The sequence below is a fragment of the Frigoribacterium sp. Leaf164 genome (assembly GCF_001423665.1).
Classification (GTDB): domain Bacteria; phylum Actinomycetota; class Actinomycetes; order Actinomycetales; family Microbacteriaceae; genus Frigoribacterium; species Frigoribacterium endophyticum.
On the sequence record NZ_LMOX01000002.1, the window covers coordinates 59,738 to 85,652 of the forward strand.

The 25,915-nt window shown below is 73.5% G+C and carries 24 protein-coding genes; 18 read left to right on the plus strand and 6 right to left on the minus strand.

The genetic code is table 11. The features are described from left to right. The first annotated feature begins 108 nt into the window (after positions 1 to 108). Positions 109 to 1,074 carry a GDSL-type esterase/lipase family protein gene (locus ASF82_RS07885; RefSeq protein ID WP_056056107.1) on the plus strand — a complete coding sequence of 322 codons (966 nt, stop codon included), beginning with the start codon at positions 109 to 111 and terminating at the stop codon, positions 1,072 to 1,074. 246 nt (positions 1,075 to 1,320) lie between these two features. Continuing rightward, on the plus strand, positions 1,321 to 2,091 hold the full coding sequence (locus tag ASF82_RS07890) for a hypothetical protein (RefSeq protein ID WP_056056110.1): 771 nt from the start codon (positions 1,321 to 1,323) through the stop codon (positions 2,089 to 2,091). A 48-nt stretch (positions 2,092 to 2,139) separates the two neighbouring features. Here ASF82_RS07890 and ASF82_RS07895 read toward each other — a convergent pair whose 3' ends face one another. After that, on the minus strand, positions 2,140 to 2,373 hold the full coding sequence (locus ASF82_RS07895; protein ID WP_056056112.1) for a hypothetical protein: 234 nt from the start codon (positions 2,371 to 2,373) through the stop codon (positions 2,140 to 2,142). A 307-nt stretch (positions 2,374 to 2,680) separates the two neighbouring features. Beyond that, positions 2,681 to 3,874, minus strand: coding sequence for a xylose isomerase (xylA, locus tag ASF82_RS07900; protein WP_056056114.1), 1,194 nt, complete (start codon positions 3,872 to 3,874; stop codon positions 2,681 to 2,683). 261 nt (positions 3,875 to 4,135) lie between these two features. On the opposite strand from xylA, the gene ASF82_RS07905 reads away from it, so the two are divergent. The 6 genes from ASF82_RS07905 to ASF82_RS07930 all read left to right on the plus strand — a co-directional run bounded on the left by ASF82_RS07905 (position 4,136) and on the right by ASF82_RS07930 (position 12,132). Next, positions 4,136 to 5,152 carry a LacI family DNA-binding transcriptional regulator gene (locus ASF82_RS07905; RefSeq protein ID WP_056056116.1) on the plus strand — a complete coding sequence of 339 codons (1,017 nt, stop codon included), beginning with the start codon at positions 4,136 to 4,138 and terminating at the stop codon, positions 5,150 to 5,152. 124 nt (positions 5,153 to 5,276) lie between these two features. Then, positions 5,277 to 6,569 carry an ABC transporter substrate-binding protein gene (locus ASF82_RS07910; RefSeq protein ID WP_056056118.1) on the plus strand — a complete coding sequence of 431 codons (1,293 nt, stop codon included), beginning with the start codon at positions 5,277 to 5,279 and terminating at the stop codon, positions 6,567 to 6,569. 6 nt (positions 6,570 to 6,575) lie between these two features. Continuing rightward, on the plus strand, positions 6,576 to 7,616 hold the full coding sequence (locus ASF82_RS07915; protein WP_082514485.1) for a carbohydrate ABC transporter permease: 1,041 nt from the start codon (positions 6,576 to 6,578) through the stop codon (positions 7,614 to 7,616). Beyond that, positions 7,616 to 8,530: a carbohydrate ABC transporter permease gene (locus tag ASF82_RS07920; protein ID WP_056056121.1), complete on the plus strand. Its 915-nt coding sequence runs from the start codon at positions 7,616 to 7,618 to the stop codon at positions 8,528 to 8,530. The genes ASF82_RS07915 and ASF82_RS07920 overlap by 1 nt, the downstream gene beginning before the upstream one ends. A 67-nt stretch (positions 8,531 to 8,597) precedes the next feature. Next, positions 8,598 to 10,901 carry an alpha-xylosidase gene (gene yicI, locus ASF82_RS07925; protein WP_056056123.1) on the plus strand — a complete coding sequence of 768 codons (2,304 nt, stop codon included), beginning with the start codon at positions 8,598 to 8,600 and terminating at the stop codon, positions 10,899 to 10,901. A gap of 28 nt (positions 10,902 to 10,929) precedes the next feature. Then, positions 10,930 to 12,132, plus strand: a complete 1,203-nt coding sequence (locus ASF82_RS07930) for an ROK family protein (RefSeq protein WP_235491229.1) — start codon at positions 10,930 to 10,932, stop codon at positions 12,130 to 12,132. Between the two features lie 109 nt (positions 12,133 to 12,241). Here ASF82_RS07930 and ASF82_RS07935 read toward each other — a convergent pair whose 3' ends face one another. Both ASF82_RS07935 and xylB read right to left on the minus strand, forming a co-directional pair. Continuing rightward, positions 12,242 to 12,964, minus strand: coding sequence for a metal-dependent transcriptional regulator (locus ASF82_RS07935; RefSeq protein ID WP_056056128.1), 723 nt, complete (start codon positions 12,962 to 12,964; stop codon positions 12,242 to 12,244). Between the two features lie 95 nt (positions 12,965 to 13,059). Next, positions 13,060 to 14,526 (minus strand): xylulokinase, encoded by a 1,467-nt coding sequence (gene xylB, locus ASF82_RS07940; RefSeq protein ID WP_056056130.1) that lies wholly within the window; start codon positions 14,524 to 14,526, stop codon positions 13,060 to 13,062. A gap of 123 nt (positions 14,527 to 14,649) precedes the next feature. On the opposite strand from xylB, the gene ASF82_RS07945 reads away from it, so the two are divergent. Then, positions 14,650 to 15,936: an adenylosuccinate synthase gene (locus ASF82_RS07945; protein WP_056056131.1), complete on the plus strand. Its 1,287-nt coding sequence runs from the start codon at positions 14,650 to 14,652 to the stop codon at positions 15,934 to 15,936. A 53-nt stretch (positions 15,937 to 15,989) separates the two neighbouring features. On the opposite strand, the gene ASF82_RS07950 is transcribed toward ASF82_RS07945, so the two are convergent. Beyond that, positions 15,990 to 16,598: a maleylpyruvate isomerase family mycothiol-dependent enzyme gene (locus ASF82_RS07950; RefSeq protein WP_162240268.1), complete on the minus strand. Its 609-nt coding sequence runs from the start codon at positions 16,596 to 16,598 to the stop codon at positions 15,990 to 15,992. Positions 16,599 to 16,674: 76 nt separating this feature from the next. Between ASF82_RS07950 and ASF82_RS07955 the strand changes: the two genes are divergently transcribed. The 4 genes from ASF82_RS07955 (at position 16,675) to ASF82_RS07970 (ending at position 19,373) form a co-directional block, all read left to right on the plus strand. Continuing rightward, on the plus strand, positions 16,675 to 17,301 hold the full coding sequence (locus ASF82_RS07955) for a GNAT family N-acetyltransferase (protein ID WP_056056135.1): 627 nt from the start codon (positions 16,675 to 16,677) through the stop codon (positions 17,299 to 17,301). 21 nt (positions 17,302 to 17,322) lie between these two features. Then, positions 17,323 to 17,742, plus strand: a complete 420-nt coding sequence (locus ASF82_RS07960; RefSeq protein ID WP_056056163.1) for an organic hydroperoxide resistance protein — start codon at positions 17,323 to 17,325, stop codon at positions 17,740 to 17,742. Positions 17,743 to 17,919: 177 nt separating this feature from the next. Next, entirely contained in the window at positions 17,920 to 18,276 is a 357-nt protein-coding gene (locus ASF82_RS07965) for a chorismate mutase (RefSeq protein WP_056056136.1), read from the plus strand. A 5-nt stretch (positions 18,277 to 18,281) separates the two neighbouring features. After that, positions 18,282 to 19,373, plus strand: a complete 1,092-nt coding sequence (locus ASF82_RS07970; RefSeq protein WP_162240269.1) for a beta-propeller fold lactonase family protein — start codon at positions 18,282 to 18,284, stop codon at positions 19,371 to 19,373. 10 nt (positions 19,374 to 19,383) lie between these two features. On the opposite strand, the gene ASF82_RS07975 is transcribed toward ASF82_RS07970, so the two are convergent. After that, positions 19,384 to 19,950 carry a TetR/AcrR family transcriptional regulator gene (locus tag ASF82_RS07975; RefSeq protein ID WP_082514487.1) on the minus strand — a complete coding sequence of 189 codons (567 nt, stop codon included), beginning with the start codon at positions 19,948 to 19,950 and terminating at the stop codon, positions 19,384 to 19,386. 114 nt (positions 19,951 to 20,064) lie between these two features. Between ASF82_RS07975 and ASF82_RS07980 the strand changes: the two genes are divergently transcribed. From ASF82_RS07980 to ASF82_RS08000, 5 genes are all read left to right on the plus strand, one after another. Further along, positions 20,065 to 21,597, plus strand: coding sequence for an MFS transporter (locus tag ASF82_RS07980; RefSeq protein ID WP_056056141.1), 1,533 nt, complete (start codon positions 20,065 to 20,067; stop codon positions 21,595 to 21,597). A gap of 138 nt (positions 21,598 to 21,735) precedes the next feature. Next, positions 21,736 to 22,818, plus strand: a complete 1,083-nt coding sequence (locus tag ASF82_RS07985) for a 3-isopropylmalate dehydrogenase (protein ID WP_056056142.1) — start codon at positions 21,736 to 21,738, stop codon at positions 22,816 to 22,818. 25 nt (positions 22,819 to 22,843) lie between these two features. Beyond that, complete coding sequence (locus ASF82_RS07990; protein ID WP_056056143.1) at positions 22,844 to 23,965, plus strand: branched-chain amino acid aminotransferase; 1,122 nt, start codon at positions 22,844 to 22,846, stop codon at positions 23,963 to 23,965. Continuing rightward, the gene (locus tag ASF82_RS07995) at positions 23,962 to 24,732 is read left to right on the plus strand and encodes a fumarylacetoacetate hydrolase family protein (RefSeq protein WP_056056144.1); all 771 of its coding nucleotides are present in this window, start codon (positions 23,962 to 23,964) and stop codon (positions 24,730 to 24,732) included. The genes ASF82_RS07990 and ASF82_RS07995 overlap by 4 nt, the downstream gene beginning before the upstream one ends. A gap of 10 nt (positions 24,733 to 24,742) precedes the next feature. Further along, complete coding sequence (locus tag ASF82_RS08000) at positions 24,743 to 25,765, plus strand: YeiH family protein (protein WP_056056146.1); 1,023 nt, start codon at positions 24,743 to 24,745, stop codon at positions 25,763 to 25,765. Positions 25,766 to 25,915: the final 150 nt, after the last annotated feature.

Here is a 25,915-nt window from a genome sequence, read left to right on the forward strand (position 1 = left end):
CAGGAAGCGCACCGGCCGCCCGCGGCGCCCCTCCGACGGCGACACTCGAGACGGGCCCCAGGACGGGTCCGCCGAGGAGACTCGGTCACCGCACGGACGCAGGACACGATGGACCACCGCACCGCCCCCGACGACGCCCCGACCCCGCTCGTCGCCCCCCGCCGCCACCGAGGCGTGCCGGCGCCCCTCGCCGCGCTGCTCGTCGGCGCGGCTCGACCGCTCTTCCGCGTGCACCTGGAGCTCTACCGCCGCGAGATGGCGTCGTCGATCTTCCCGCGCGACGAGCGCGCCCCCCTCATCGCCGGGCCCCGGCCCGAGCGGCTCGCCTTCATCGGCAGCGTCGCGGTCTCCGGCCTCGGCGTGCTGAGCCACGGCATGACGACGTCGAGCCAGACCGCGGCGCGGGTCGCCGACCGGCGCGGCCGCGGCCTCAGCTGGAGCGAGCTCACCTCGCCCGTGCTCACGATGCACACGGCCGCGACGATGCCCTCCCTCACGACGGAGGGCGCCGACGTCGTCGTCGTGCTGCTCGGCATCGCCGACGTGCTCGCGGCGACCAGCGCGACCTCGTGGGAGGCCGACCTGCGCCTGCTCGTCGACCGCGTGCGCCAGGAGGCCGGCCCCGAGGTCGGGGTCGTGGTGGCAGAGCTGCCGCCCATGGCCGAGTTCCGTCCGATCCCGCCCGTCGCCCGCCGCCTCATCACCGCGCAGATCGCGCGCCTCGACGCCGCGAGCCGTCGGGTCGCCGCCGACGACGACGCGGTCACCGTCGTGCCCTTCCCCTCGTGGAGCCTCGACGGCCTCTACGTCCAGGAGCTCTTCTCCTGGGCCTCCATGCACCGCAAGTGGGCCGAGGCCCTCGCCCCCGGGGTGGTGGCCGCCCTCGAGGCGGTCGACGACCGTCGGGCCGCCCCGACGCGGCGGCACCGCGCGGCGTCGGCGCTCGCCGGGGCCGTCGCTGCGGAGCTCGCCGGCCCGGCGAGCGAGGTCGGCGCCGGTGATCCGGCTCCCGTCCGGCGCCGCGCACGGCGACGCGCTGCCCGCGCCGCCGCCGGGGCGCTCTCGGCGTCCTGACCGCCCGCGTCGAGGCCGCTCTCCCCTGACCCGCACGACCTGCTCCCCTGCCCGGAGCGTCCGTGCTCCCCGGCGGCCGGTCGGCCGTGCCGGATGGGTACGGTCGATCGATGACCCTCGCCGACGCCGCCCAGCAGCTCTACGCCCTGGTGCCCGGCGAGTTCGTGGCGGCCCGGGACGCGCTCGCCGCCGAGGTGCGCCGCTCCGGCGACCGCGACCTGGCGGGCAGGATCCGCCGGCTGCCGCGTGCCGCCCCCCGCGGCCTGGGCGGTGGACCTGCTCGCCCGCGACGACGCCGGGCAGGGCCTCGCCGGCGCGGCGGCCCTGGGCGACCGGTTCCGCGCGGCGCAGGCGGAGGGCGACCGGGCAGCGCTCGCGACGCTGGCCGACGAGCGGAAGGCCACGCTCGCGCAGCTCCTCGCCCGTGGCCGTGAGCTCGCCGAGCAGGCGGGCGCGCCCCTGGCCGGCCCGGCCGTGGTGGCCCTCGAGCAGACCCTGCGAGCCGTCGTGGCCGACGCCGACGCGGCGGAGGCCGCCCGGTCGGGTGTGCTCGTCCGCCCCCTCGCGGCGGACGGCCTCGAGCCCGCCGACCTCGACGGGGCCGTGGCCGGCGAGGCCGTCGACCGGCCCCGGCCCCGGCCGCGCCGCGCGGGCGCCGGGGCCCCCGGCGGGCCCGAGTCCGCGAGCGGCCCCGACCGACGGAGCCGGCAGCGGGACGCACGGCGCGTCGCGCGGGAGGAGCTGCGGCGCGCCGAGCAGGCCGCCGACCGGGCCGAGGCGGACCGGGACGAGGTGGAGTCGCGGGTCGCGGAGCTGGACGACGCTCGCGACCGCGTCGCCGACGACCTGCGTCGGCTGCGCGACGAGTTCGCGGCCGCCGAGGCTCGTCGGGCCGAGCTCGACGACCGCGAGCGGTTCCTGCGCCGGGAGCGTCGTCGGGCCGTCGAGGACGCGACCGCAGCCCGGCGTGAGGCGGAGTGGGCCCGTGAGGCGCTCGAGGGGCTCGACGCCGACTGATCGACGCGGCCAGGGGTCCCGACTCCTGCGGAGGGGCCGGGGGAGAGATCAGTGGGCGTGCAGCCACGCTCCGAGGCGGGCCCGCCAGCCCCGGGGAGGCGCGGTGACGGCCTCGGCCGCGTCCCGCTCGGCCCGCGGTGGGAACGAGATCGCCTGGCACCGTGTGCAGACCTGGATCTGCCGGTGCACCGAGAGCCCCGTGCCGAAGTAGGGGTTGTCGGCGAGGCGGGCCGGTGCCCGACAGATGCGACAGCGGAGCTCCGCGGCGGCGCCCTCGACCATGTGACCTCCTCGTTCGAGGGACACCATCGGCCGCCCTGGTCGCTCGGTCAGCAGCGGCGGGGGATCGTACGCATCCCGGACAGGCGGTGCGCTGCGGTGCAGGACGGCGGGCGTGGCGACGCCCGGCCCCGAGTGTCGGGGCCGGGCGTCGTGGGTGTGGCTGGCGCTGGCGCGCCTGCTCCTAGCTCCGTCTGACGCGCCAGGGCGCGTCAGCGCACGCCACGCAGTCGCTTCGCGCCTGCTCTCAGTGGCGTCTGACGCGCTGGCGCGCGTCAGCGCACGCGACGCAGTCGCTTCGCGCCTGCTCCTAGTCGCGTGCGCCCATCAGGTGCTCGAGGGCGAGCTGCTGCAGACGGACGAAGCCGTAGCCGTGACCGCCGAAGTGGGCGGAGGCGTCGTACTCCTCGTAGGAGGCACGGTCGGCCAGGAGCTGCTCGTAGCCCTCGCCCTCGCCCAGGGTCGGCACCGAGAGCTCGGCGACCTGGCTGGCGGCCAGCGCCTCCTGCACCTCGGGGTCGGCGCGGAAGGCCTGCGCACGCTCCTTGAGCAGCAGGTACATGCGCATGTTGGCGGCCGCGGACTCCCAGACGCCGTCGATCGACTCGGTGCGGGAGGGCTTGTAGTCGAAGTGGCGGGGGCCGTCGTAGGAGGGGCCGCCCTGGGGGGAGCCGTGCTCCAGCAGGTCGACGAGCGAGAACGCGTTCTGCAGGTCGCCGTGGCCGAAGACGAGGTCCTGGTCGTACTTGATGCCGCGCTGGCCGTTGAGGTCGATGTGGAAGAGCTTGCCCTGGTAGAGCGCCTGGGCGATGCCGGCGGTGAAGTTCAGGCCCGCCATCTGCTCGTGGCCGACCTCGGGGTTCACGCCCGCCATCTCGGGGTGCTCGAGCGTCTCGATGAACGCGATCGCGTGGCCGAGCGTCGGCAGCAGGATGTCGCCGCGGGGCTCGTTCGGCTTGGGCTCGATCGCGAAGCGCAGGTCGTAGCCCTTGTCGAGCACGTACTGCGAGAGCATGTCGACGCCCTCCTTGTAGCGCGAGAGCGCCGCCTGGACGTCCTTGGCGGCGTCGTACTCGGCGCCCTCGCGGCCGCCCCACATGACGAAGGTCTTCGCGCCCAGCTCGGCGGCGAGGTCGATGTTGCGGAGCACCTTGCGGAGCGCGAAACGGCGCACGCCGCGGTCGTTCGAGGTGAACCCGCCGTCCTTGAAGACGGGGGCGCTGAAGAGGTTGGTGGTGACCATCGGCACCACGATGCCGGTCGCGTCGAGGGCGCCCTTGAGGCGGTCGATCTGCGTCTGGCGCTCCGCGTCGGTCGAGCCGAAGGCGAAGAGGTCGTCGTCGTGGAAGGTGAGGCCGTAGGCGCCGAGGCGGTCGAGGTTCTCGACGGCCTCGACGACGTCGAGGTCGGGGCGCGTGGGGCCGCCGAACGGGTCCGCGCCCGTGTAGCCGACCGTCCAGAGGCCGAACGAGAACTTGTCTTCGCGAGTGGGGGTGACGGACATCGATGTCCCTTTCCGAGAGTGCGTCTGCGACGAGGCCTGGTCGTCGCGACGGGGCCGCGACGAATGTTGTGTGCCTCAACATATCCGGTCCGCGGCCTGAACGGAAGCCCGGTCGGCATTTGTCGTCCGCGGCAACGAAACACTTGCGCCAGCCGTCGCGGCTGTCGTAGTGTCTCGAACCGCGAGCAGTCGAAGCGCTTCCGCACCGAGCGGGAGAGCGTCGGTCTCGCGTCTCTCCACCCACCAGACAGCGAGGTCCCGATGGCGACGATCCACGACGTGGCAGAGGCCGCCGGCGTGTCCATCTCCACGGTCTCGTACGCCCTCTCCGGCAAGCGCTCGATCGCGTCGACGACGCGTCAGCGCGTGACGGAGGCGGTCGACCGGCTCGGCTACCGCCCCCACGCCGGGGCCCGGATGCTGGCCGGAGCCCGCACGAACATCCTGGCGCTGAGCGCCCCGGTGCGGCCCGACAACCACCAGCCCACGCAGATGCGCTTCGTCACCGCCGTCGTCGAGGCTGCTCGTCGTCGCGACTACGACGTGCTGCTGCTCGCCACCGATGACGAGGTGTCGGGCATCCGGCGCGTCGCGTCGAGCTCGCTGGTCGACGGCGTCGTCGCGATCGGCGTCGCCACGGTCGACGAGCGCGTCGACCTCGTCCGCGAGCTCGCCCTGCCGGCCGGCTTCATCGGCATCCCGCAGGGGGCCGACGACCTCGCCTGCATCGACCTCGACTTCGAGACCGCCGCCGCGATGAGCGTCGACCGCCTCGCCGACGCCGGCCACCGCGTCGTCGGCGTGGTCGGCCACCCCGCCTCCTACCAGGAGCGCGACACGGGCTTCATCCGGCGCTTCGACGACGCGTTCGCGGCGCGGGCCCAGGTGCGCGGCCTCGAGACCGTCACCATCCCGACCGACCTCAGCCGCGCCTCCGGCGGGCGGGCCTTCGACGAGCTGCGGGCCCGCCTCCCCGGCATGACCGCGCTCGTGCTGCACTGCAGCGAGCCGACGGCCGAGGCCGTGCTGCAGCGCATCCGGCAGCTGGGCCTCGAGATCCCCCGCGACCTCTCCGTGCTCGCCGCCGCCGCGAGCTACGCGGCCGACGAGCTCGAGCCGGCGCTCGACATGATCCCGCTGCCGATCGACGAGATGTGCCGCCGCGCGGTCGAGGCCGCCTTCGAGCGCATCGACGGCCGGCTCGACCGCGGGGTCGAGCTGATCGCCCCCGTCTACCTCGCGCAGGGCTCGGTCACCGTGCCGACCCGCGCCTCCTAGCCTTCCCTGTCCCTCACCCACCAGCACCACCGCACCACCACCGCACGACACCGCAGATCACCGCCCCACGACGATCGTCGAAACGCTTCGACGACGCGAGGGGCCTCTACGAGGAGGTAGAACCATGAAAAAACGACGCGTGCTCGCAGTCGGCACGGCCCTCGCGGCCACCGCCGGGCTGCTCACCGGCTGCTCGGCCGGCGGCGGGTCCTCCGACCCCGACACCCTGAAGCTCTGGCACTTCGAGAGCGAGACCAGCGCGATGGGCATCGCGTGGGACCAGGCCATCGAGACCTTCGAGGAGGAGACCGGCGCGACCGTCGAGTTCGAGGCGAAGAGCTTCGAGCAGATCCGCTCGACGGCCAGCCAGGTGCTGAACTCCGACGAGGCGCCCGACATCCTCGAGTACAACAAGGGCAACGCGACGGCGGGCCTGCTCGCCAGCCAGGGGCTGCTGGCGAACCTCGACGACGCCGTCGCCGAGTACGGCTGGGACGACGACCTCGCCCCGTCGATCGCCACGACGTCGAAGTACGACGAGCGCGGCATCATGGGCTCGGGCAGCTGGTACGGCATCCCGAACTACGGCGAGTACGTCGAGGTCTACTACAACAAGGACGCCTTCGCGGCGCAGGGCGTCGAGGTGCCCACGACCTACGACGAGTTCGAGGCGGCGCTGCAGACCTTCGCCGACGCGGGCATCACCCCGCTCGCCGAGGCGGGCGCCGAGTACCCGCTCGGGCAGCTCTTCTACCAGCTGGCCCTCTCGCAGGCCGACCGCTCGTTCGTCGACGACTACCAGCTGTACGAGGGCGACGTCGACTGGCAGGGCCCCGAGCTCAGCTACGCGGCCGACAAGCTGCAGGAGTACGTCGAGAACGGCTGGATCTCGAAGGACGTCACGGGCATCAAGGCCGAAGACATGGGCACGACCTTCATGAGCGGCGGCGCGCCGATCATGGTCTCCGGCAGCTGGTGGGCCGGCCGCGTCGCCGACGAGGCGACGTTCGACTGGGGCACGTTCCTCTTCCCCGGCAGCGAGATGGCTCCGGGCTCGGGCGGCAACCTCTGGGTGATCCCCGAGAACGCCGCCAACAAGGAGCTCGCTGAGAAGTTCATCGACATCACGATGCGCCCCGAGATCCAGAACCTCATCGGCAACAACGGCGGCGTGCCCGTCAATGCCGACCCGGCCGACATCACCGACCCGAAGAGCCAGGAGCTGATCGCGAACTTCAACACGCTCCTCGAGCGCGACGGCCTCGCCTTCTACCCCGACTGGCCCACGCCGACCTTCTACGACCAGCTGGTCGCCGGCACCCAGGAGCTCGTCAACGGCTCGGCCTCGCCGGAGGAGATGCTCGAGACCCTGGGCGGGCAGTACCAGAGCGGCGTCGACGACATCACCGGGGAGTAGCCAGCCATGACCTCCCTCGACACGAAGGAGGCGCGGGAGACCCGGGAGGGCCGGCGCGCGACGTCGGCCCTCCCGGGCTCCGGCCCCCGCGCCGCCCGCGCCGCCCGCACCGCCCGCCCGGCCCGCCCGGCGGAGGAGAGCCTGCTGCCGGGCTCCGGCCGCCGTGGCTTCTGGCTGTACCTCGTCCCCGGCTTCGCGCTGTTCGCGGTCGTCGTCCTGGTGCCCCTGGTCTGGAACGTCTACCTCAGCTTCACCGACTACCGCGGCATCCGTCCGCCGACCTGGGCCGGGCTCGACAACTGGCGCGAGCTGATGGCCGACGAGCGCTTCTGGACGTCGTTCCTCAACAGCGTCTTCCTGATCCTCGCCATGGTGGTCGTGCCGACCCTGCTCGGGCTCCTCCTCGCCGCGATGCTCTTCGACCTGATCGGCCGCAAGTTCGGCGGCCGCCTGGCGTCGTTCCTCCGGGCCACCTACTACCTGCCGCAGATCCTGCCCGTGGCCATCGCCGCGATCGTCATCGGCTGGATCCTCCGGCCCGAGAACGGCGCGCTCAACAGCGTCCTCGACGCCGTCGGGCTCGGCGCCCTCCAGCACAACTGGCTCGGCAGCCCCGACACGGCTCTGCTCAGCATCATGGTGGTGATGGTCTGGGTGCAGCTCGGCTACCCGGTGGTCATCTTCATGGCGGCCCTCCAGCGCGTCGACCCCGAGCTCTACGAGGCCGCCGAGCTCGACGGCGCCGGCTGGTTCCAGCGGTTCCGAGCGATCACGGTGAGCATCATCCGCCCCGAGATCTTCGTGGTCGTGCTCACCTGCACCATCGCGGCGCTCAAGGTCTTCGGGCCGATCTACGCCCTCACCCGCGGCGGCCCCGGCGACTCCACGATCGTGCCGAGCTACTACGCCTACAGCGAGTTCTTCCAGAGCCAGCAGGTCGGCTACGGCGCCACCATCGCGACGGCGCTCACCCTCGTCATCGTCGTGATCACCATCTTCTTCATCCAGGCCCAGAACCGGGTCGAACGAGCAGAGAGAGGCCGCTGATGGCCACGACCGTCGTCCCGCCGGTGGAGGGCGACCGCATCCGCCCTGCGGTGCCCAGCCCGCGCCTCCCGAAGGCCAAGCAGCGGAAGAGGAAGAAGACGGTCACCGACTGGGTGATCCTGGCCGCGGCCCTGCTCTTCGGGCTGCTGATCGCGCTGCCCTTCCTGCTGATCCTGGTGAACTCGTTCAAGTCGCCCGCCGACTACACGAGCGGCGGGCCGCTGAGCCTGCCGACGTCGCTGTACTTCGACGGCCTCGTGAACTTCTGGAACAGGGTCGAGTTCCCGACGAAGCTCTGGAACAGCTTCGTCATCGCGGGCCTCGTCGCCCTCTTCGCCGTCGTCATCTCGGTGTTCAACGCGTACGCCCTCGGCATCGGCCGGGTGCGCGGCCGCACCTGGATCATCGTGCTCTTCCTGCTCGCCAACATGCTTCCGCAGGAGGCGCTGCTCTACCCGCTGTACTTCCTGTTCAAGCAGGTGGGGCTCTACGACAACATCTGGGCCGTCATCATCATCTTCACGGTCATCCAGAGCGCCTTCGGCACGTACCTGCTGTCGAGCGTCTACGGCACCTTCCCGAAGGAGGTGCTCGAGGCCGCGTCGCTCGACGGGGCCAGCCGGTGGCAGATCCTCTGGCGCGTCATCGTGCCGATCAGCCGCCCGACGCTGTCGGTGCTCGCGATCTTCTTCTTCATCTGGACCTGGAACGAGTTCCTCATCCCGTTGACGTTCCTCGTCTCGAACGACAACCAGACGGTGCCCGTCGCCATCACGGCGTTGCAGGGCGACCGCCTGATGGACGTCACGACGACGAGCGCCTCGGCGCTGCTCGGGCTCATCCCGACGCTCGTCTTCTTCCTGCTGTTCCAGCGCACGCTCACCCGCGGCATCACGGCCGGAGCCGTCAAGTGACCGGGCTCCCCGCCCGCCGCGCTCCCCGGCCCCTCGCCCCGCGACTCCCCTCGAAAGGCACCGCATCGTGAAGTTCACCGACGGCTTCTGGCAGACGCGCCCCGGCGTCTCCTCCCTGTTCGCCCAGGAGGCCTACGACGTCGAGCAGGGCGCCGACGGCCGCTCGCTCGTCGTGACGGCCCCGACCAAGGTCATCGCGTCGCGGGGCGACACCCTCAACCGCCCGGTCATGACCGTCACGCTGCGCTCGCCGATGGAGGGCGTGATCGGCGTCACCGTCGAGCACTTCTCCGGCGGGCGCGACGAGATCGGCTTCGACCTCGTCGGGGCCGAGGGCGGCGAGGCCGGGGTCGGCACGGCGACGGCGACCGAGGGAGGCGCCACCCTGACCTCGGGCCGGCTCACGGCCACCGTGGGTCGCGGGGCCCCCTTCGACCTCTCGTTCAGCGACGGCGACACCGTCCTCACCCGCTCGGGCGCGAAGTCGGTCGGCTACCACTCGGTGGCCGCCGACGCACAGCTCGACGGCGCGATGGTGGGCAACGCCCGGGCGGGCACCGCGCGCACGTTCGCCCCGCACTACGTGTCGCAGCAGCTGTCGCTCGGCGTGGGCGAGTTCGTCTACGGCCTCGGCGAGCGCTTCGGCCCGCTGGTGAAGAACGGCCAGACGGTCGACGTCTGGAACGCCGACGGGGGCACGTCGAGCGAGCAGGCCTACAAGAACGTGCCCTTCTACCTGACGAGCCGCGGCTACGGCGTGCTCGTCGACCACCCCGGCCACGTCTCGTACGAGATCGGCTCGGAGGCCGTCGAGCGGGTGCAGTTCTCGGTCGCGGGCGAGGGGCTGACGTACTACGTGATCGCGGGGCCGACCCCGGCCGACGTGCTCGACCGGTACACGCGCCTCACCGGCCGCCCGGCGCACGTGCCGGCCTGGTCGTACGGGCTCTGGCTCTCGACGTCGTTCACGACCGACTACGACGAGGCGACCGTCACCTCCTTCGTCGACGAGATGGCCCGGCGCGACATGCCGGTCAGCGTCTTCCACTTCGACTGCTTCTGGATGCGCGAGTTCCAGTGGTGCGACTTCGAGTGGGATCCTCGGGTCTTCCCCGACCCCGAGGGCATGCTCGCCCGCCTGCACGAGCGCGACCTGCGCGTCTGCGTCTGGATCAACCCGTACATCGGGCAGCGCTCGGCGCTCTTCCGCGAGGCGGCCGACGCCGGCTACCTCGTGCGGAACCCCGACGGCAGCGTCTGGCAGTGGGACCTCTGGCAGGCCGGCATGGGCCTCGTCGACTTCACGAACCCCGAGGCGACCGCGTGGTTCCAGGGCAAGCTCCGCGCGCTGCAGGCGCAGGGGGTCGACGCGTTCAAGACCGACTTCGGCGAGCGGATCCCCACCGGGGTGGTCTGGCACGACGGCTCCGACCCCGAGCGCATGCACAACTGGTACACGCAGCTGTACAACGAGGCCGTCTTCGAGGTGCTCGAGGAGGTCCGCGGCGAGGGCGACGCCGTCGTCTTCGCCCGCTCGGCGACCACGGGCGGACAGCGCCTGCCGGTGCACTGGGGCGGCGACTCGACGTCGACCTTCGAGTCGATGGCCGAGACCCTCCGCGGCGGCCTCTCGATCGCGATGAGCGGGTTCTCGTTCTGGAGCCACGACATCGGCGGCTTCGAGGGCACCCCCGACGCCGAGGTCTACAAGCGCTGGACGGCCTTCGGCCTGCTGTCGAGCCACAGCCGCTTCCACGGCAGCGGCTCGTACCGGGTGCCGTGGGCCTTCGACGAGGAGGCCGTGGAGGTGACCCGGCGCTTCACGACGCTGAAGCTCTCGCTGATGCCGTACCTCTACGCCGCCGGGCTCGAGGCCTCCCGCACCGGCCTGCCGGTGATGCGGCCGATGGCCCTGGCCTTCCCCGCCGACCGCGCCGTCGCCCACGTCGACACGCAGTACATGCTGGGCGACGACCTGCTGGTGGCCCCGGTGTTCTCCGCCGACGGCACCGTCGAGGTCTACCTGCCCGCCGGCCGCTGGACGAGCTGGTTCACCGGCGAGGTCGTCGACGCGGGCACCGGCACCTGGCGCACCGAGGTGCACGACGTCCTCTCGCTGCCGCTGTACGTCCGCGAGGGCGCCGTCGTCCCGGTCGGCGCTCGCGACGACCGCCCCGACCACGACTACCTCGACGGCCTCGTGCTGCGGGTCTTCCCCGGGGGCGACGGCGACCGCACGGTCACCGTGACCACGCCCGACGGCGTGCGGGCCGACTTCGTCGTCCGGCGTGCGGGAGGCGCGGTGACGGTCGAGACCACCGCCTCCGGCTGGAGCCTGGACGAGGTCGGGGGAGACCCCGCGTCGCAGTAGGGTCGGAACGACGAAGGGGGGCGGCATCGTGACGATCGACCAGGTCGCGCGGACGGAGGGCGCTCGCCAGTCGAACCTGGCGGCCGTGCTCGGCCTCGTGCACGCTCGTGGCCCGCTCTCCCGGTCGGAGCTGACGCGCCTGACCGGCCTCAACCGCTCCACCATCGCGACGCTCGTCGGCGACCTCGTCGACCGGCAGCTGGCCCACGAAGCGGACCCCGTGGGGGTCTCGCGCGTGGGGCGGCCGAGCCCGGTCGTCGAGGCGCGCTCCGACGTCGTGGCCTGGTCGGTCAACCCCGAGATCGACGCGGTGACCGTCGGGGCCGTGGGCCTCGGCGGGGCCGTCCGCGCGAGGGTCCGTCGCGAGACGGCGAGCGTGCCCACGGCCGCCGAGGCCGCCGCGCTCGCCGCGGAGACCATCGACGAGCTGCGCCAGGTGCTGCGGAGCAGCGGGGGAGTGGTGGCCGAGGTGGGCGTCGGCGCCGCGGTGCCGGGCCTCGTCCGGGCCGACGGCGGCCTGGTCCGCCTCGCGCCGCACCTCGGCTGGGTCGACGAGCCGTTCGCGGCCCTCGTCTCGGAGGCGACCGGCCTGCCGACCGAGGCGGCCAACGACGCGTCGCTCGCGGCGATGGCCGAGGGCCGCTTCGGGGCCGGGCGCGGGGTCGACGACCTGGTCTTCCTCAACGGCGGCGCGAGCGGCGTCGGCGGCGGCGTCATCGCGGCGGGCCGACCGCTCGCCGGGGTGGGCGGCTACGCCGGCGAGATCGGCCACACCCTGGTCAACTCGGTCGGCCGGCTCTGCCACTGCGGCGCCACCGGCTGCCTCGAGACCGAGGTGGGCCAGGCCTCGCTGCTCGCCGCGACCGGCCTGTCGCGCGCGCAGGCCGACGAGCTCGACGCGGCCCTGCAGGAGGCGCGCCCCGGCTCCGAGGCGCGGGCCGAGGTCGAGCGCCAGGTCGACCAGCTCGCGGTCGCCCTGCGCACGGTCGTCAACGCTTTCGACCCGTCGATGATCGTGCTCGGCGGGTTCCTGGGGTCGCTGCTCGCCGCCGCCCCCGATCGCCTGCTCGACCGGGTCACGCGGCAGGCGCTGCCCGGCCCGGCCGACGACGTCAGCATCGTGCGGGCACAGCTGGGCGCGGACCGCCTGGTGATCGGGGCGGCCGAGCTCGCGTTCGCGCCGCTGCTCTCCGACCCGGCGTCGGCCTCGCTGCCGCGCACGGCGCGCTAGGCCGACCCGACCCGGCCTGGCCCTTGCCCCGGCCTCGGCCTCGGCCTCGGCACACGCCGGCCGGGTCGGGACGGCGGACCGATCCGACGCAGCCAGAGGTCCGGCGTGGTCAGGCGTGCGTGTGCGGCTCGGAGTTCGCCCACACCGACGAGGCGGCCGCGCCCGCGAGCTCGACGGTGCCGAGCGGCCGGTCGTGCACGTCGGTCAGCACGACCTCCATCGACCCCGCGTAGTCGCGGCGCTCGCCGACGCGCACGTGGGCGCCGACGCGCAGGTCGAGCGAGGCGAGGTAGCGCAGCAGCTCGGGCTCGTCGTCGGAGACGCGGACGACGAAGCCGCACTCGCCGCTCGCGAACTGCTGCAGCGGGTGCGCGACGGGCCGGGTCACCGTGCCGTCGGCGGCGGGGATGGGGTCGCCGTGCGGGTCGGCGGCCGGGCGGCCGAGCTCGACGTCGAACGCCTCGAGGAGGCGGTCGCTGACCGCGTGCTCGAGCACCTCGGCCTCGTCGTGCACCTCGTCCCAGCCGTAGCCCAGCCGCTCGACGAGGTAGGTCTCGATCAGGCGGTGGCGGCGGACCATGCCGACCGCGACGCGCCGCCCGAGCTCGCTCAGTGCGATGCGCCGGTAGGGCTCGTAGTCGATGTAGCCGTCGCGCTCGAGCTTGCGCAGGTTGCCCGACACGGTCGAGGCGCCGACGCCGAGCGTCGCCGCGATCTCGTTCGTGGTGATGCCCCGGTCGCTCTCGCCGGCGGCCCACTCCTCGGCCTTCCAGATGACCTTGAGGTAGTCCTCGGTCATCGTGGAGGGGGTCGGCTGGGCGTCCGTCGGCATGTCACCGATCCTAGGTGTCGCCGCTCTGCCGACCCGGCCCGCGCCTCCGACGGGGCCCGCGCCTCCCGCCCGCCCGCGCCTCCCGCCCGCCCGCCTCAGCCGCGGGGCAGCGACCCGAGCTGCTGCGCCGCGCGGTACCGCGCCGCGATGGCGGGCACCGGCGACGCGTCGGCCGACGACCGGATCGCGACCTCCCACCGGGGGCGGCCCCCGGTGAGCGCCCACGCCGCCTGCCGCGCGGCCCCGTCGGCGACGTACTCGCCCGGCGACGGCACCGAGACGGGCACGTCGAAGACCTGAGCGGCGACGGCCTGCACGGCCGGGTTCAGCGCGGCCCCGCCGATGAGCAGCACGCGGTGCACCTCGACGCCCTGGTCGCGGACGGCGGCGGCGCCGTCGGCCAGCGCCGAGAGCATGCCCTCGACCGCGGCGCGCGCGAGGTTCTCGCGGGTCGTCGAGGCCAGGGTCAGGCCGGCGAGGGTGGCCGTGGCGCGGGGCAGGTCGGGAGTCCGCTCACCCTCGAAGTAGGGCACCAGCGAGACCCCGCCCGAGCCGGGCTCGGCGGCGAGGGCGAGCCGGGCGAGCTCGTCGTGGTCGACGCCGAGCAGCGCCCCGATCGACGAGAGCACCCGGGCGGCGTTGAGGGTCGCGACCAGGGGCAGGAACCCGCCGGCCGCGTCGGCGAAGCCCGCGACCGTGCCGCTGGGGTCCGCCACGGGGTGGTCGGTGACGGCGAAGGCGGTGCCGCTCGTGCCGATGCTGATCACGAGGTCGCCGACCCCGGCGTCGAGACCGAGCGCAGCGCCCGCGTTGTCGCCGGCGCCGGCCGCGACCACCAGCCCGGCCGGCACGCTCGCGTGGGCGACCGTCGTGCCCGCCGCCTCCGACGGGCCGAGCACGCGGGGCAGCACGACGCCCGTGCCGTCGCCGCCGGCCACCCGGCCGGGGCGGCCGAGCGCGCGCTCGAACAGCTCGAGGTCGTAGCCGTCGTCGGCCGGGCTCCAGTACGAGGTGCCGCTCGCGTCGCTGCGGTCGGTCACGAGCTCGTCGAGGTCGGGGCCGAGGGGCGTGGAGTCGCGGGGCCCGTACCCGAGCAGCCGCCAGGTCAGCCAGTCGTGCGGCAGCGCCACCGCGGCCACGCGCTCGGCGGAGGCCGGCTCGGCGTCGCGCAGCCACCGCAGCTTCGTCGCGGTGAAGGAGGCGACCGGCACCGTGCCGGTGCGCCGGGCCCACTCGTCGGCGCCGAGCTCGTCGACGAGGTCGCGCGCGGCGTCGGCGCTGCGGGTGTCGTTCCAGAGGAGGGCGTCGCGGACGACCTCGCCCTCGGCGTCGAGGGCGACCATGCCGTGCTGCTGGCCGGCGACCGAGATCGCGTCGACGTCGTCGAGGCCGCCCGCCGCGGCGATCGCCTCGAGCAGCGCGGCCCACCAGGCCGACGGGGCGACCTCGGTGCCCTCGGGGTGCCGCGCGCTCCCGGAGCGCACCAGCGCACCCGACGACGCGTCGCGGACGACGACCTTGCAACTCTGGGTCGAGGAGTCGACCCCGGCGACGAGACTCATGGTGGGTAGTTTGTCGTACCGCGCAACGAATGCGCCAGCCCCGGCCCCGACCGGCGTGGCGCACCTGTCGGTAGACTCAAGTGCGCCTCACCCGGTGCAGTCCCCCGACGTGAGGAGCCCCCCATGCCCGCAGTAGTGATCATCGGTGCCCAGTGGGGCGACGAGGGCAAGGGCAAGGCCACCGACCTGCTCGGCAGCCGCATCGACTACGTCGTCAAGTTCAACGGCGGCAACAACGCCGGCCACACGGTCGTCATCGGCGACCAGAAGTACGCGCTGCACCTGCTGCCCTCGGGCATCCTCTCGCCCGGCGTCACCCCGATCATCGGCAACGGCGTCGTCGTCGACATCGAGGTCCTCTTCGACGAGCTCGACGCGCTGATCGCCCGCGGCGTCGACGTCTCGCGCCTCAAGGTCAGCGCCAACGCGCACGTCATCACGCACTACCACCGCACGCTCGACAAGGTGACCGAGCGCTTCCTCGGCAAGCGCCAGATCGGCACGACCGGTCGCGGCATCGGCCCGACCTACGCCGACAAGATCAACCGCGTGGGCATCCGCGTGCAGGACATCTTCGACGAGGGCATCCTGCGGCAGAAGGTCGAGGCGGCCCTCGACCAGAAGAACCACCTGCTCGTCAAGATCTACAACCGCCGCGCCATCGAGGCCGACGAGATCGTCGAGTCGCTGCTCTCGTACGCGCCCCGCCTGAAGCCGATGGTGGCCGACACGGCGCTCGAGATCCACCAGGCGCTCGAGGCCGACAAGACCGTCCTGTTCGAGGCGGGCCAGGCGACGATGCTCGACGTCGACCACGGCACCTACCCCTTCGTGACGTCGTCCTCCGCGACCGCGGGCGGCGCCTCCACCGGCTCCGGCATCGGCCCGGGCCGCATCGAGCGCGTCATCGGCATCGTGAAGGCTTACACGACCCGCGTCGGCGCCGGGCCCTTCCCGACCGAGCTGTTCGACGCCTCGGGCGAGTTCCTGCGCGCCAACGGCTTCGAGTTCGGCACGACGACCGGCCGCCCGCGTCGCTGCGGCTGGTACGACGCCCCGATCGCCCGCTACTCGGCCCGCATCAACGGCGTCACCGACTTCGTGCTGACGAAGCTCGACGTCCTCACGGGCCTCGAGACGATCCCCGTCTGCGTGGCGTACGACGTCGACGGCGTCCGTCACGACGAGGTGCCCGTGTCGCAGAGCGACTTCCACCACGCCGTGCCGATCTACGAGGAGTTCCCCGGCTGGTCGGACGACATCACCGGCGCTCGCGAGTTCTCCGACCTGCCCCAGGCCGCCCAGGACTACGTGCTCGCCGTCGAGGCGATGAGCGGCGCCCGCATCTCCGCCATCGGCGTCGGCCCCGGCCGCGACGCCATCGTCACGCGCCACGACCTGCTCGGCTAGGCGACCGCCCGCCCCCGCGGCCGCGCCGTGCCCCCTCGGGAGGCGCGGCGCGGCTAGACGACGCTGAACCCGTCGGTGAGGCGGCCGCGCCCCGTCAGCGCGAGCAGCACCTCCTCGCCGTGCCCCTGCATCGTGGCGGCGCGCGCCGCCAGCGCGGCCGTGTCGGCGACGGCGGTCGCGGGCAGCGTGTGCGGCAGCCCGGTCGCCCGCGAGAGGTCGATCGTGTGCACGACGAGCTCGAAGACCCGGGTGCGCAGGTACTCGTCGAGGGGGATGCCCATGCCGCCGATCGAGACGATCCGGTTCGAGAGCGCCCGGGCCAGCGCCGCCCGCGAGTCGGCGAGGGCTGCCGCGACGACGGTGGAGGGGGAGTCGCCGAGCCAGGCGCCGGCCTCCACACCGCGCTGGAACACGCCGTCGGCGTCGGTGAACTGCGAGGCGTAGGCCGAGTACCAGGCCTCCGCCGAGGGGATCGTCACGTCGCCCGGCTCGTCGAGCGCGAGGTACGTCGAGACCGTGAGCACCGCGCGGGAGGCGTGGCCCGCGAGGTCGCGGACGGTCCAGCGGCCGAGCCCCGGCTGGCTCCACTGCTCGGGGCCGACGCGCGACAGGAGGTCGACGAACGACTCGGCGGACTGGCTGAAGGCGGCGGCGGGGCTCATGGCCACGATCATGCCGGACGCACGCCGGTGCCGCGGCCCGCTCGACGGCGACGGCGGGTGGTGGCAGCATCGGGGGATGACCGGCACGCGTCCGCCCCTCGTCCCGCTCGTGGGCCGCCACGTCGTCGTCGAGCCGATCACCCCCGACGACCTCGCCGAGCTGCACCCGGCCATCGCCCGCCCCGAGGTCTTCGCCGGCGGGTGGGGCGGCGGCTCGGCGGCGTTCCGCGCCGACCTCGAGGGCTGGTCGGCCTTCATGCGGGGCTACCTGCTGTGGGGCACGGGCAACGTCTACGGGGTCCGGCTCGTCACCGACGGAGCGCCGGGGGCCCTGGTCGGCACGACGACCCTCGCCGAGTTCCAGCTCGAGAACGAGAGCGCGCACCTGGGCTGGACGGCCTACGCGCCCGAGACCTGGGGCACGGCGGTCAACGTCGAGACGAAGCTGCTCGTGCTCGGGACGGCCTTCGAGCACGGCCTCGGCCGCGTGCAGATCCAGGCCGACGCCGCGAACGCACGGTCGCGGGCCGCGATCGTGAAGCTCGGGGCGACCCCCGAGGGCGTCCTCCGGCGCACGCAGCCCCGGGCCGACGGCACATGGCGGGACACCGCGGTGTACTCCGTGCTCGCCGACGAGTGGCCGCGCGTGCAGGAGGGTCTCACGGCGCGCCTCGCTGCCCATCAGCAACCGTCCAGACTGTAGGTCGACCCTGGAGCCATGACACTGGAGATCGCCTACACCGCCATCGCCCACGCCACCGGAGGCGGCCGCGACGGCCACGTCCGCAGCGAGGACGACCGTCTCGACTTCGAGACCCGCCCGCCGAAGGAACTCGGCGGCAACGGCGAGGGCACCAACCCCGAGCAGCTCTTCGCGGCAGGCTACGCCGCCTGCTTCCTCAGCGCGATGCACTCCGTCGCCCGTGGTCTCGGCGTCGACACGAAGGACAGCTCGGTCAGTGCGAGCGTCGGCATCGGCTCGAACGGCGAGGGCGGCTTCGGCCTCGCGGTCGAGCTCGACATCTACACGCCGAACGTCCCCGCCGAGCGTCGCCAGGAGCTCGCCGACGCCGCGCACCACGTCTGCCCCTACTCGAACGCCACCCGCGGCAACGTCGAGGTGACGCTGACGCTGGTCGACTGACCCGCCCGCTGCACCGCAGCACCGCAGTACAGCAGCACCGAGGAGGCGCGCCCCGCGATCGCGGGGCGCGCCTCCTCGTCCGTCCGCCCCCGTGGTGGCCCCTGCCCCACCGGACGCTCCGTGTCGAGCCCCTCGTCCCGCCCGTCGGGCGCGGGGCGTCGCCGCTAGGCTCGGCCCATGGCACTCGACAGTCCCCTCGGGGCGGACAGCCCCCTCAGCGACGACGACAAGACCGCGATCGAGCAGCTCTCCGGCATCCGGCAGAGCATCGACAACATCGACGCCGCGCTGGTGCACCTCCTCGCCGAGCGCTTCAAGTTCACGCAGTCGGTCGGTCACCTCAAGGCCGCGGCGGGCATGCCCGCGAGCGACCCCGAGCGCGAGCGCGTGCAGATCCAGCGCCTCCGCCAGCTCGCCGAGCAGTCGCACCTCGACCCCGCGTTCGCGGAGAAGTTCCTGAACTTCATCGTCGGCGAGGTCATCCACCACCACGAGCGCATCGCGGCGGACGCCGCGGCGACGCCGGGCGAGTGACCGCGGTGAGCGACGGCACGGCGCCCGAGCAGGAGCCGACGGGCCCGCAGGGGCCGGTCACGGCGGGCCCCGCGTCAGCGGCCGCTCCCCAGCGCCTCTACATCGGCTCGTACACCGCCTCGAGCGGGGGCTCGGGCACCGGCATCACCGTGCTCGAGCGCAGCGCGCCCGGCTCGCCCTGGCAGGCGGTGCAGACCGTCGAGGCCGACGACCCGTCCTTCCTCGTCGCGACGGAGGGCGCCCTGCACGCGGTCTCCGAGACGACGGAGGGGCGGGTGCTGTCGTACACCGTCTCCGCCGGCCAGCTGGTCGCCGCCTCGAGCGCCGCGGCGGGCGGGGCCGCTCCGTGCCACCTGCACCACGACCCGGCCTCCGGTGCGCTCGTCGTCGCGAGCTACGTCGGCGGCACCGTGGGCGTGCTGTCGAGCGACCCCTCGCACCCGAGCCGCGTCGTGCGCACACTCGCGCTGCCCTACGGCCACGGCCCCGTCCTCGAGCGCCAGGAGCGGCCGCACGCCCACCAGGTCGTGTCGACCCCGTGGGGCACCACCCTCGTGAGCGACCTCGGCACGGACCGCCTCGTCGAGATCGTCGTCGACCCCATCTCGCTCGACCCCGAGATCGTGGCCGTCCACCCGTTGCCCTCCGGCGCCGGGCCGCGCCACCTGGCCTGGCTCGACGACGGCCGGCTGGTCGCCGTCGGCGAGCTCGACGCCCGGTTGCACGTGCTGCGCCGGGTCGAGGGCAAGCTCGTGCTCGACCACTCGATCGAGGTCTTCGAGGGCGCGGCGTCGACGCCGGGCGTGCTGCCCTCGCACCTGGCGGTCGACGCCGGCCGCGTGTACGTCGCGACCCGGGGGCGCGACACCATCAGCGTCTTCACGGTGGGCGACGACGAGCGGCTGCGACTCGTCGGCGAGTCGTCGTGCGGGGGCCGGTGGCCGCGCCACTTCGCGATCACGCCGGGCGTGCTCTACGTCGCGAACCAGGGCTCCGACACGGTGGCGGTGCTGCCGCTCGACCCCGAGACCGGGGTGCCGGGCGAGCCCGTCGACGTGTTCTCGCTGGGCAGCCCCGCCTGCATCGTCGCCGTCTGAGGGCGGGGGCCTAGACGCTCCGGCGCGCCAGGCCCTGCAGCAGGCCGATGACGTCGCCGATCGGCGCGCGGGCGGCCGCCGGGTCGACCGTCGCCTGGTCGAACGGGCCCGGGGTGAACCAGAGGCCGTCGGCGACGAGGCAGACGAGCCGGGCGACGACCGGGTCGCCCACCTCGTCGAGGACGACGTCGTACCACCGGCGCTGCATCGCGCTCAGCGCCTCCACCGCCCGGGGCCACCGGCCGCTCGACGCGAGGTTCGTGACGGCCGTGATGCACCGGTCGAAGGGGTCATCGTCGGCCACCGCGTCGGGCGAGGAGGTGCGGATGAAGTAGTCGACGGCACCGTCGGCGGCGCTCGTCATCGCCGTGACGTCGGCGTCGATCAGGGCCTCGAGCCGTTCGACCAGGCCGTCGACGAGCGCCTCGCGCGAGGGGAAGTGGTAGAGCAGGCCGCCCTTGGAGACGCCCGCCTCGGCGGCCACCGCGTCGAAGGTGGCGGTGCGCTCGCCGCTGGTCGTGACGAGGTACTCGAAGGCGTCGAGCATCTGCTCACGGGCTGACGGACGGGGACTCATCCTGTTACTGTACCGTCTGGACGGTCTGCTGTACCGTCCGGACGGTACAGCTGGAGCGCGACGCCCCGCTGCACCCCGCTGCACCCCGACGAGCCACGAGACCGAGGACCGACCATGACCACGACCGCCCGCCGCCCCGCCGCCGTCCCCGAGCGCGCCGGCACGCGACAGTGGGCCGCGCTGGTCGTCCTCATGCTCCCCGTGCTGCTCGTCTCGGTCGACAACACCGTGCTGAGCTTCGCCCTCCCCGAGATCTCGACGGCGCTCCGGCCCTCGGCCGCGGCCCAGCTCTGGATCGTCGACGTCTACTCGCTGGTGCTGGCCGGCCTCCTGGTGGCGATGGGCTCGCTGGGCGACCGCTTCGGCCGACGTCGGCTGCTGCTGATCGGGGCCTCCGGGTTCGCCCTCGTCTCGCTCGCGGCCGCCTTCGCCCCGACCGCCGAGGCCCTGATCACCGCCCGCGCCGTGCTCGGCTTCTTCGGCGCGATGATCATGCCCGCCACGCTCTCGCTGCTCCGCAGCACGTTCACCGACCGTGACCAGCGTCGGCTCGCCATCGCCATCTGGGCCAGCGGCTTCGCGGCGGGCTCGGCCCTCGGCCCCGTCGTGGGCGGGGTCCTGCTCGAGCACTTCGCCTGGGGCTCGGTCTTCCTCATCGCGGTCCCGGTGCTGCTGCCGCTGCTGGTCGGCGCCCCGCTCCTCCTCGTCGAGAGCCGCGACCCCGCACCCGGGCCGTTCGACCCGGTGTCGGTGCTGCTGTCGCTGACGGCCATGGCGCCGGTCGTCGCCGCGGTGAAGCAGCTCGCGACGCACGGGCCGGGCCTCGACGTCGTGCTCCTGGCGGTGCTCGGCGTCGCCTCGGGCTGGCTCTTCGTCCGACGCCAGCTGCGGCGCGAGCGCCCCCTCCTCGACGTGCGGCTCTTCACCTCGCCGGTCTTCGCGGGCTCGGTCGTCGTGAACCTGCTCGCGGTCGTGGCGCTCGTCGGCTTCCTCTTCTTCACCACGCAGCACCTGCAGCTCGTCGTCGGGCTCCGCCCGCTGCAGGCCGCGCTGACCCTGCTGCCCGGGCTCGGCGCGATGATCGTCGCCGGCCTCGTGGTCGTGCCGATCGTGCGGCACGTCAGCCCGCGCACCATCGTCGCGACCGGCCTCGCCGCGGCCGCCGTCGGGTACGCCCTCGTCTGGCTCTCCGGGGCGGGCGCCCCGGTCGGCGTCTTCGTCCTCGCGTTCGCGCTCGTCGGGGCCGGGGTCGGCGCCGCCGAGACGATCTCGAACGACCAGATCATCGCCGCCGTCCCCGCTGACCGTGCCGGTGCGGCGTCCGCGGTGTCGGAGACCGCGTACGAGGTCGGCGCCGTGCTCGGCACGGCCGTGCTGGGCAGCATGCTGACGGCGATCTACCGCGGCTCGCTCGTCGTGCCCGCCGACGTGCCCGCCGAGGTCGGCGACGCCGCCCGCGAGACCCTGGGAGGCGCGGTGGCGGCCGCCGACGCCCTCGACGGCTCCGTGGCCACGCGCCTCCTCGACGCCGCGACCCACGCCTTCGACGCTGGCCTCGTCACCACGGCGGCGGTGGGGGCCGGCGTGATGCTGCTCGCCGTGGCGGTGTCGCTGGTGTCGCTCCGGCGCGCGTCCGCGAGCGACTGACCCCGCGCCTCCCGCGGGCCCTCCGGGGCGGTCGGCGGCGTCGTCGCGGCGGGCTCCCCGGGCGGGCCGCGGAGGTCCGTCGGCGTCGCCGGTCGTGGGTACAGTAGAGCCGTCCACCCCGATCCGTGCAGGAGCCCCATGTCGCGAACCGTCAGACTCGCCGCCGTCCCCGGCGACGGCATCGGTCCCGAGGTCGTGGCCGAGGCTCTGAAGGTCCTCGAGGTCGCTGTGGGCGACGAGGCGACCTTCGAGGTGACCCCCTTCCACCTCGGCGCGGCCCGCTACCTCGAGACGGGCGACGTCCTCACCGACGACGACCTCGCGGCGATCGCCGCGCACGACGTCGTGCTGCTCGGCGCGGTCGGCGGCGACCCCCGCGACCCGCGCCTCGCGGGCGGCGTCATCGAGCGGGGGCTGCTGCTCCGGCTGCGCTTCGCGCTCGACCACTACGTGAACCTCCGCCCCACGACGACGTGGCCCGGGGTCCCGTCGCCGCTCGCCGACCCCGGCACCGTCGACTTCGTCGTCGTCCGCGAGGGCACCGAGGGGCCCTACGTCGGCAACGGCGGCTCCCTCCGCACGGGCACGCCGCACGAGATCGCCAACGAGGTCAGCGTCAACACGGCGCACGGCGTCGAACGCGTCGTCCGGTTCGCCTTCGAGAAGGCCCGGTCGCGTCGCGGTCGCCTGACCCTGGTGCACAAGACCAACGTGCTCGTCTTCGCGGGCAGCCTCTGGCAGCGCGTCGTCGACGCGGTCGCCGCGGAGTACCCCGACGTCGCGGTCGACTACCAGCACGTCGACGCCGCCACGATCCACCTGGTCGTCGACCCCGCGCGGTTCGACGTCATCGTCACCGACAACCTGTTCGGCGACATCCTCACCGACCTCGCCGGCGCGATCAGCGGCGGCATCGGCCTCGCCGCCTCCGGCAACCTCAACCCCTCGGGCGAGTTCCCGAGCATGTTCGAGCCGGTGCACGGCTCGGCGCCCGACATCGCGGGGCAGCAGAAGGCCGACCCGACCGCCGCGATCCTCTCGGTGGCGCTGATGCTCGAGCACCTCGACCTCCCCGAGGCCGCCGACCGCGTGCACCGCGCGGTCGAGGCCGACATGGCCGACCGTGCCGCCGCCGGCGGCGGTGCCCCCGTCCGCAGCACCGCCGAGATCGGCACGGCCGTCGCCGACCGCGTCGCCGCCCTCACCACCTCCGTCGCCTGACGCCGCCCCGTCCGAGAAGAGCACCATGACCACGACCGACGACACCGCCTCGTCCACCGAGTTCGGGCTGAGCTTCGAGCTCACGCCGTCCGAGACCGTCCGCGCCGACGCCGAGCGCGAGGCGATCCTCTCCGACCCCGGGTTCGGCAAGCACTTCACCGACCACATGGTCTCGATCCGCTGGACGGTCGACGAGGGCTGGCACACGGCCCGCGTCCACCCGTACGGCCCCCTGCAGCTCGACCCCGCGGCATCCGTCCTGCACTACGCGCAGGAGATCTTCGAGGGCATGAAGGCCTACCGCCACGCCGACGGCTCGGTGTGGTCGTTCCGGCCGGACGCCAACGCCCGTCGGCTCCAGCGCTCGGCCCGGCGCCTCGCGCTCCCCGAGCTCTCGACGGAGGACTTCGTCGAGAGCGTGCGGCAGCTGGTGCGCATCGACGAGTCGTGGGTGCCGTCGGCGCCCGAGACGAGCCTCTACCTCCGGCCGTTCATGATCGCCAGCGAGAGCTTCCTCGGCGTGCGGGCGGCTCAGCAGGTCGACTACCACGTCATCGCCAGCCCGGCCGGCGCGTACTTCAGCGGCGGCGTCTCGCCGGTGTCGATCTGGCTCACGACGAACTACGCCCGGGCGGGCAAGGGCGGCACCGGCGCCGCGAAGACGGGCGGCAACTACGCGTCCTCGCTGCTGCCGCAGCAGGAGGCCTACGAGAACGGCTGCCAGCAGGTGCTGTTCCTCGACTCGTCCGAGAGCTCGTACATCGAGGAGCTCGGCGGCATGAACGTGGTGCTGGTCTACGCCGACGGCACCCTGGTCACCCCCGACAGCGACTCGATCCTCGAGGGCATCACCCGCGACTCCGTCCTGGAGCTGGCCGAGGCCCGGGGCCACCGGGTCGAGCGTCGACGGGTCACGATCGACGAGTGGCGTGACGGCGTGGCGAGCGGCGAGATCGTCGAGGTGTTCGCCTGCGGCACGGCCGCGGTCGTCGTGCCGATCGCCGAGCTCAAGGGCGAGGGCCTGCACATCGGATCGCCCTCGGCCGAGGGAGGTCCGCTCACGATGTCGCTGCGCGAGGAGCTCACCGACATCCAGTACGGGCGTCGCGACGACGTCCACGGATGGATGACGAGGCTCGACGCATGAAGATCGCACGGTTCGCGACCCCCGGAGAAGACCCCCGCTACGGCATCGTCGACGAGCGCGAGCTGATCGTGCTCGCGGGCGACCCGATGTACAGCGGCTACGAGACGACCGGCGAGCGGGTGTCTCTGCGCTCGGCGAAGATCCTCGCCCCGGTGATCCCGCGCTCGAAGGTGGTGGGCGTCGGCCTGAACTACCACGACCACGCCGACGAGCTGGGGCAGACCCCGCCGGAGGCGCCGCTGCTGTTCCTGAAGCCGAACACGACGGTCATCGGGTTCGGAGACTCGATCCAGCTCCCGCCCGACGTCGGTCAGGTCGACTTCGAGGGCGAGCTCGCCATCGTGATCGGCTCGATCGCGAAGCGGGTGAAGGCCGAGGACTACCAGAGCGTGGTGTTCGGCTACACGATCGCGAACGACGTGACCGCCCGCGACGTGCAGCAGTCCGACGGGCAGTGGACTCGAGCCAAGGGCTACGACACGTTCCTGCCGCTGGGGCCGTACATCGAGAACGAGCTCGACTGGACCGACGTGACGATCGAGACGCGCGTGGACGGCGAGGTCAAGCAGCGGGAGTCCACGCTGCAGATGATCCACAAGATCCCCGAGCTGATCGAGTACGTGACCGACGTGTTCACCCTGCTGCCGGGCGACGTGATCCTGACCGGCACCCCCGCCGGCATCGGTCCGTTCACGGCCGGTGAGACCGTCGAGGTCGCGATCTCGGGCATCGGCTCGCTGATCAACCCGGCCAAGAACCGGGTCTAGGCACCACCCAGTGACGACCCCGAGCAGTGCCGTCGAGCGCCCGCGCGCCGCGTGGCTGCCCGGGGTCGCCGCCGCCGCGGGGGCCGCGGTCGTCGCCTGGCTCCTCCACCTCGCGATCCCCGCGGTGCCGGTGCTCACCGCGAGCGTCCTCCTCGGCATCGTCGTCGCGCAGATCCGACCGGCTCGGCGGTGGCTCGACGGGGTGCTCGCCCCGGGGCTCGCCCTCTCGGCCCGCCGGCTCCTCCGCGTCGGGGTCGTGCTGCTCGGCCTGAAGCTCAGCCTCGTCGACGTCGCGTCGCTCGGCGGCGTGACGATCGCTGCGATCGTGGGCATCCTCGTGTCGACCTTCGCCGTGACGTGGGCGCTGGGCCGCTGGGCCCGACTCCCCGGCGATCAGCCCCTCCTGCTGGCGGCCGGCTTCTCGATCTGCGGGGCGTCGGCGATCGGAGCGATGAGCGCCGTCACCCGTGACCGCGGCAAGGACGCCGCCACCCCCGTGGCCCTCGTGACCCTGTGCGGAACGGCCGCGATCGTGGTCTTGCCGGTGGTCGGCCGTGCGGTCGGCCTGACCGACGTCGAGTTCGGTGCGTGGACGGGGGCCAGCGTCCACGACGTCGGCCAGGTCGTGGCCACGGCGCAGACCGCCGGCGCCACGGCCCTCGCGATCGCGGTCGTCGTCAAGCTCACCCGAGTGGTGATGCTCGCCCCGGTGGTGGCGATCACGTCCGCGGTGGTCCGTCGCGGCGGGGGCGACGCCGGCAGCCGGCCTCCCCTGGTGCCCCTGTTCGTGCTCGGCTTCCTGGCCGCGGTCGTCGTCCGCACACTGGTGGACCTGCCGGAGTCGGTGGTCACCGGAGCCGACACCGTGCAGACCGCGCTGCTCGCGCTCGCACTCGTCGGGCTCGGCACCGGCGTCCGGCTCGAGCGCCTCGCCCGCACCGGAGGCCGCGCGGTGCTGGTCGGCCTGGGGTCGTGGCTCTTCATCGCGGTGCTCTCGCTCGTGGTCGTCCGGATGCTGCCGCTCGGAGCCTGATCGGCCCTCCTGCCGCTCGGCAGGAACGCCCTCGTGCGGCCGTGTGCGGCTCTCTGCGGGGTGTTCACGCGCTGGACCCTTGATTTTCCGGGGTTGGTGGTTGCGACACGCCCGGGATGTGTGGGGGTTTGGACGTTGGGCGGGTGGTGC

Excerpts from the sequence above, each read along its gene's own strand:
- ASF82_RS07885 (WP_056056107.1), top strand. The coding sequence starts at position 109 with ATGGACCACCGCACCGCCCCCGACGACGCCCCGACCCCGCTCGTCGCC.
- ASF82_RS07895 (WP_056056112.1), bottom strand. The coding sequence starts at position 2,373 with ATGGTCGAGGGCGCCGCCGCGGAGCTCCGCTGTCGCATCTGTCGGGCA.
- xylA (WP_056056114.1), bottom strand. The coding sequence starts at position 3,874 with ATGTCCGTCACCCCCACTCGCGAAGACAAGTTCTCGTTCGGCCTCTGG.
- ASF82_RS07905 (WP_056056116.1), top strand. The coding sequence starts at position 4,136 with ATGGCGACGATCCACGACGTGGCAGAGGCCGCCGGCGTGTCCATCTCC.
- ASF82_RS07910 (WP_056056118.1), top strand. The coding sequence starts at position 5,277 with ATGAAAAAACGACGCGTGCTCGCAGTCGGCACGGCCCTCGCGGCCACC.
- ASF82_RS07915 (WP_082514485.1), top strand. The coding sequence starts at position 6,576 with ATGACCTCCCTCGACACGAAGGAGGCGCGGGAGACCCGGGAGGGCCGG.
- ASF82_RS07920 (WP_056056121.1), top strand. The coding sequence starts at position 7,616 with ATGGCCACGACCGTCGTCCCGCCGGTGGAGGGCGACCGCATCCGCCCT.
- ASF82_RS07935 (WP_056056128.1), bottom strand. The coding sequence starts at position 12,964 with ATGCCGACGGACGCCCAGCCGACCCCCTCCACGATGACCGAGGACTAC.
- xylB (WP_056056130.1), bottom strand. The coding sequence starts at position 14,526 with ATGAGTCTCGTCGCCGGGGTCGACTCCTCGACCCAGAGTTGCAAGGTC.
- ASF82_RS07945 (WP_056056131.1), top strand. The coding sequence starts at position 14,650 with ATGCCCGCAGTAGTGATCATCGGTGCCCAGTGGGGCGACGAGGGCAAG.
- ASF82_RS07950 (WP_162240268.1), bottom strand. The coding sequence starts at position 16,598 with ATGAGCCCCGCCGCCGCCTTCAGCCAGTCCGCCGAGTCGTTCGTCGAC.
- ASF82_RS07955 (WP_056056135.1), top strand. The coding sequence starts at position 16,675 with ATGACCGGCACGCGTCCGCCCCTCGTCCCGCTCGTGGGCCGCCACGTC.
- ASF82_RS07965 (WP_056056136.1), top strand. The coding sequence starts at position 17,920 with ATGGCACTCGACAGTCCCCTCGGGGCGGACAGCCCCCTCAGCGACGAC.
- ASF82_RS07975 (WP_082514487.1), bottom strand. The coding sequence starts at position 19,950 with ATGAGTCCCCGTCCGTCAGCCCGTGAGCAGATGCTCGACGCCTTCGAG.
- ASF82_RS07980 (WP_056056141.1), top strand. The coding sequence starts at position 20,065 with ATGACCACGACCGCCCGCCGCCCCGCCGCCGTCCCCGAGCGCGCCGGC.
- ASF82_RS07985 (WP_056056142.1), top strand. The coding sequence starts at position 21,736 with ATGTCGCGAACCGTCAGACTCGCCGCCGTCCCCGGCGACGGCATCGGT.
- ASF82_RS07990 (WP_056056143.1), top strand. The coding sequence starts at position 22,844 with ATGACCACGACCGACGACACCGCCTCGTCCACCGAGTTCGGGCTGAGC.
- ASF82_RS07995 (WP_056056144.1), top strand. The coding sequence starts at position 23,962 with ATGAAGATCGCACGGTTCGCGACCCCCGGAGAAGACCCCCGCTACGGC.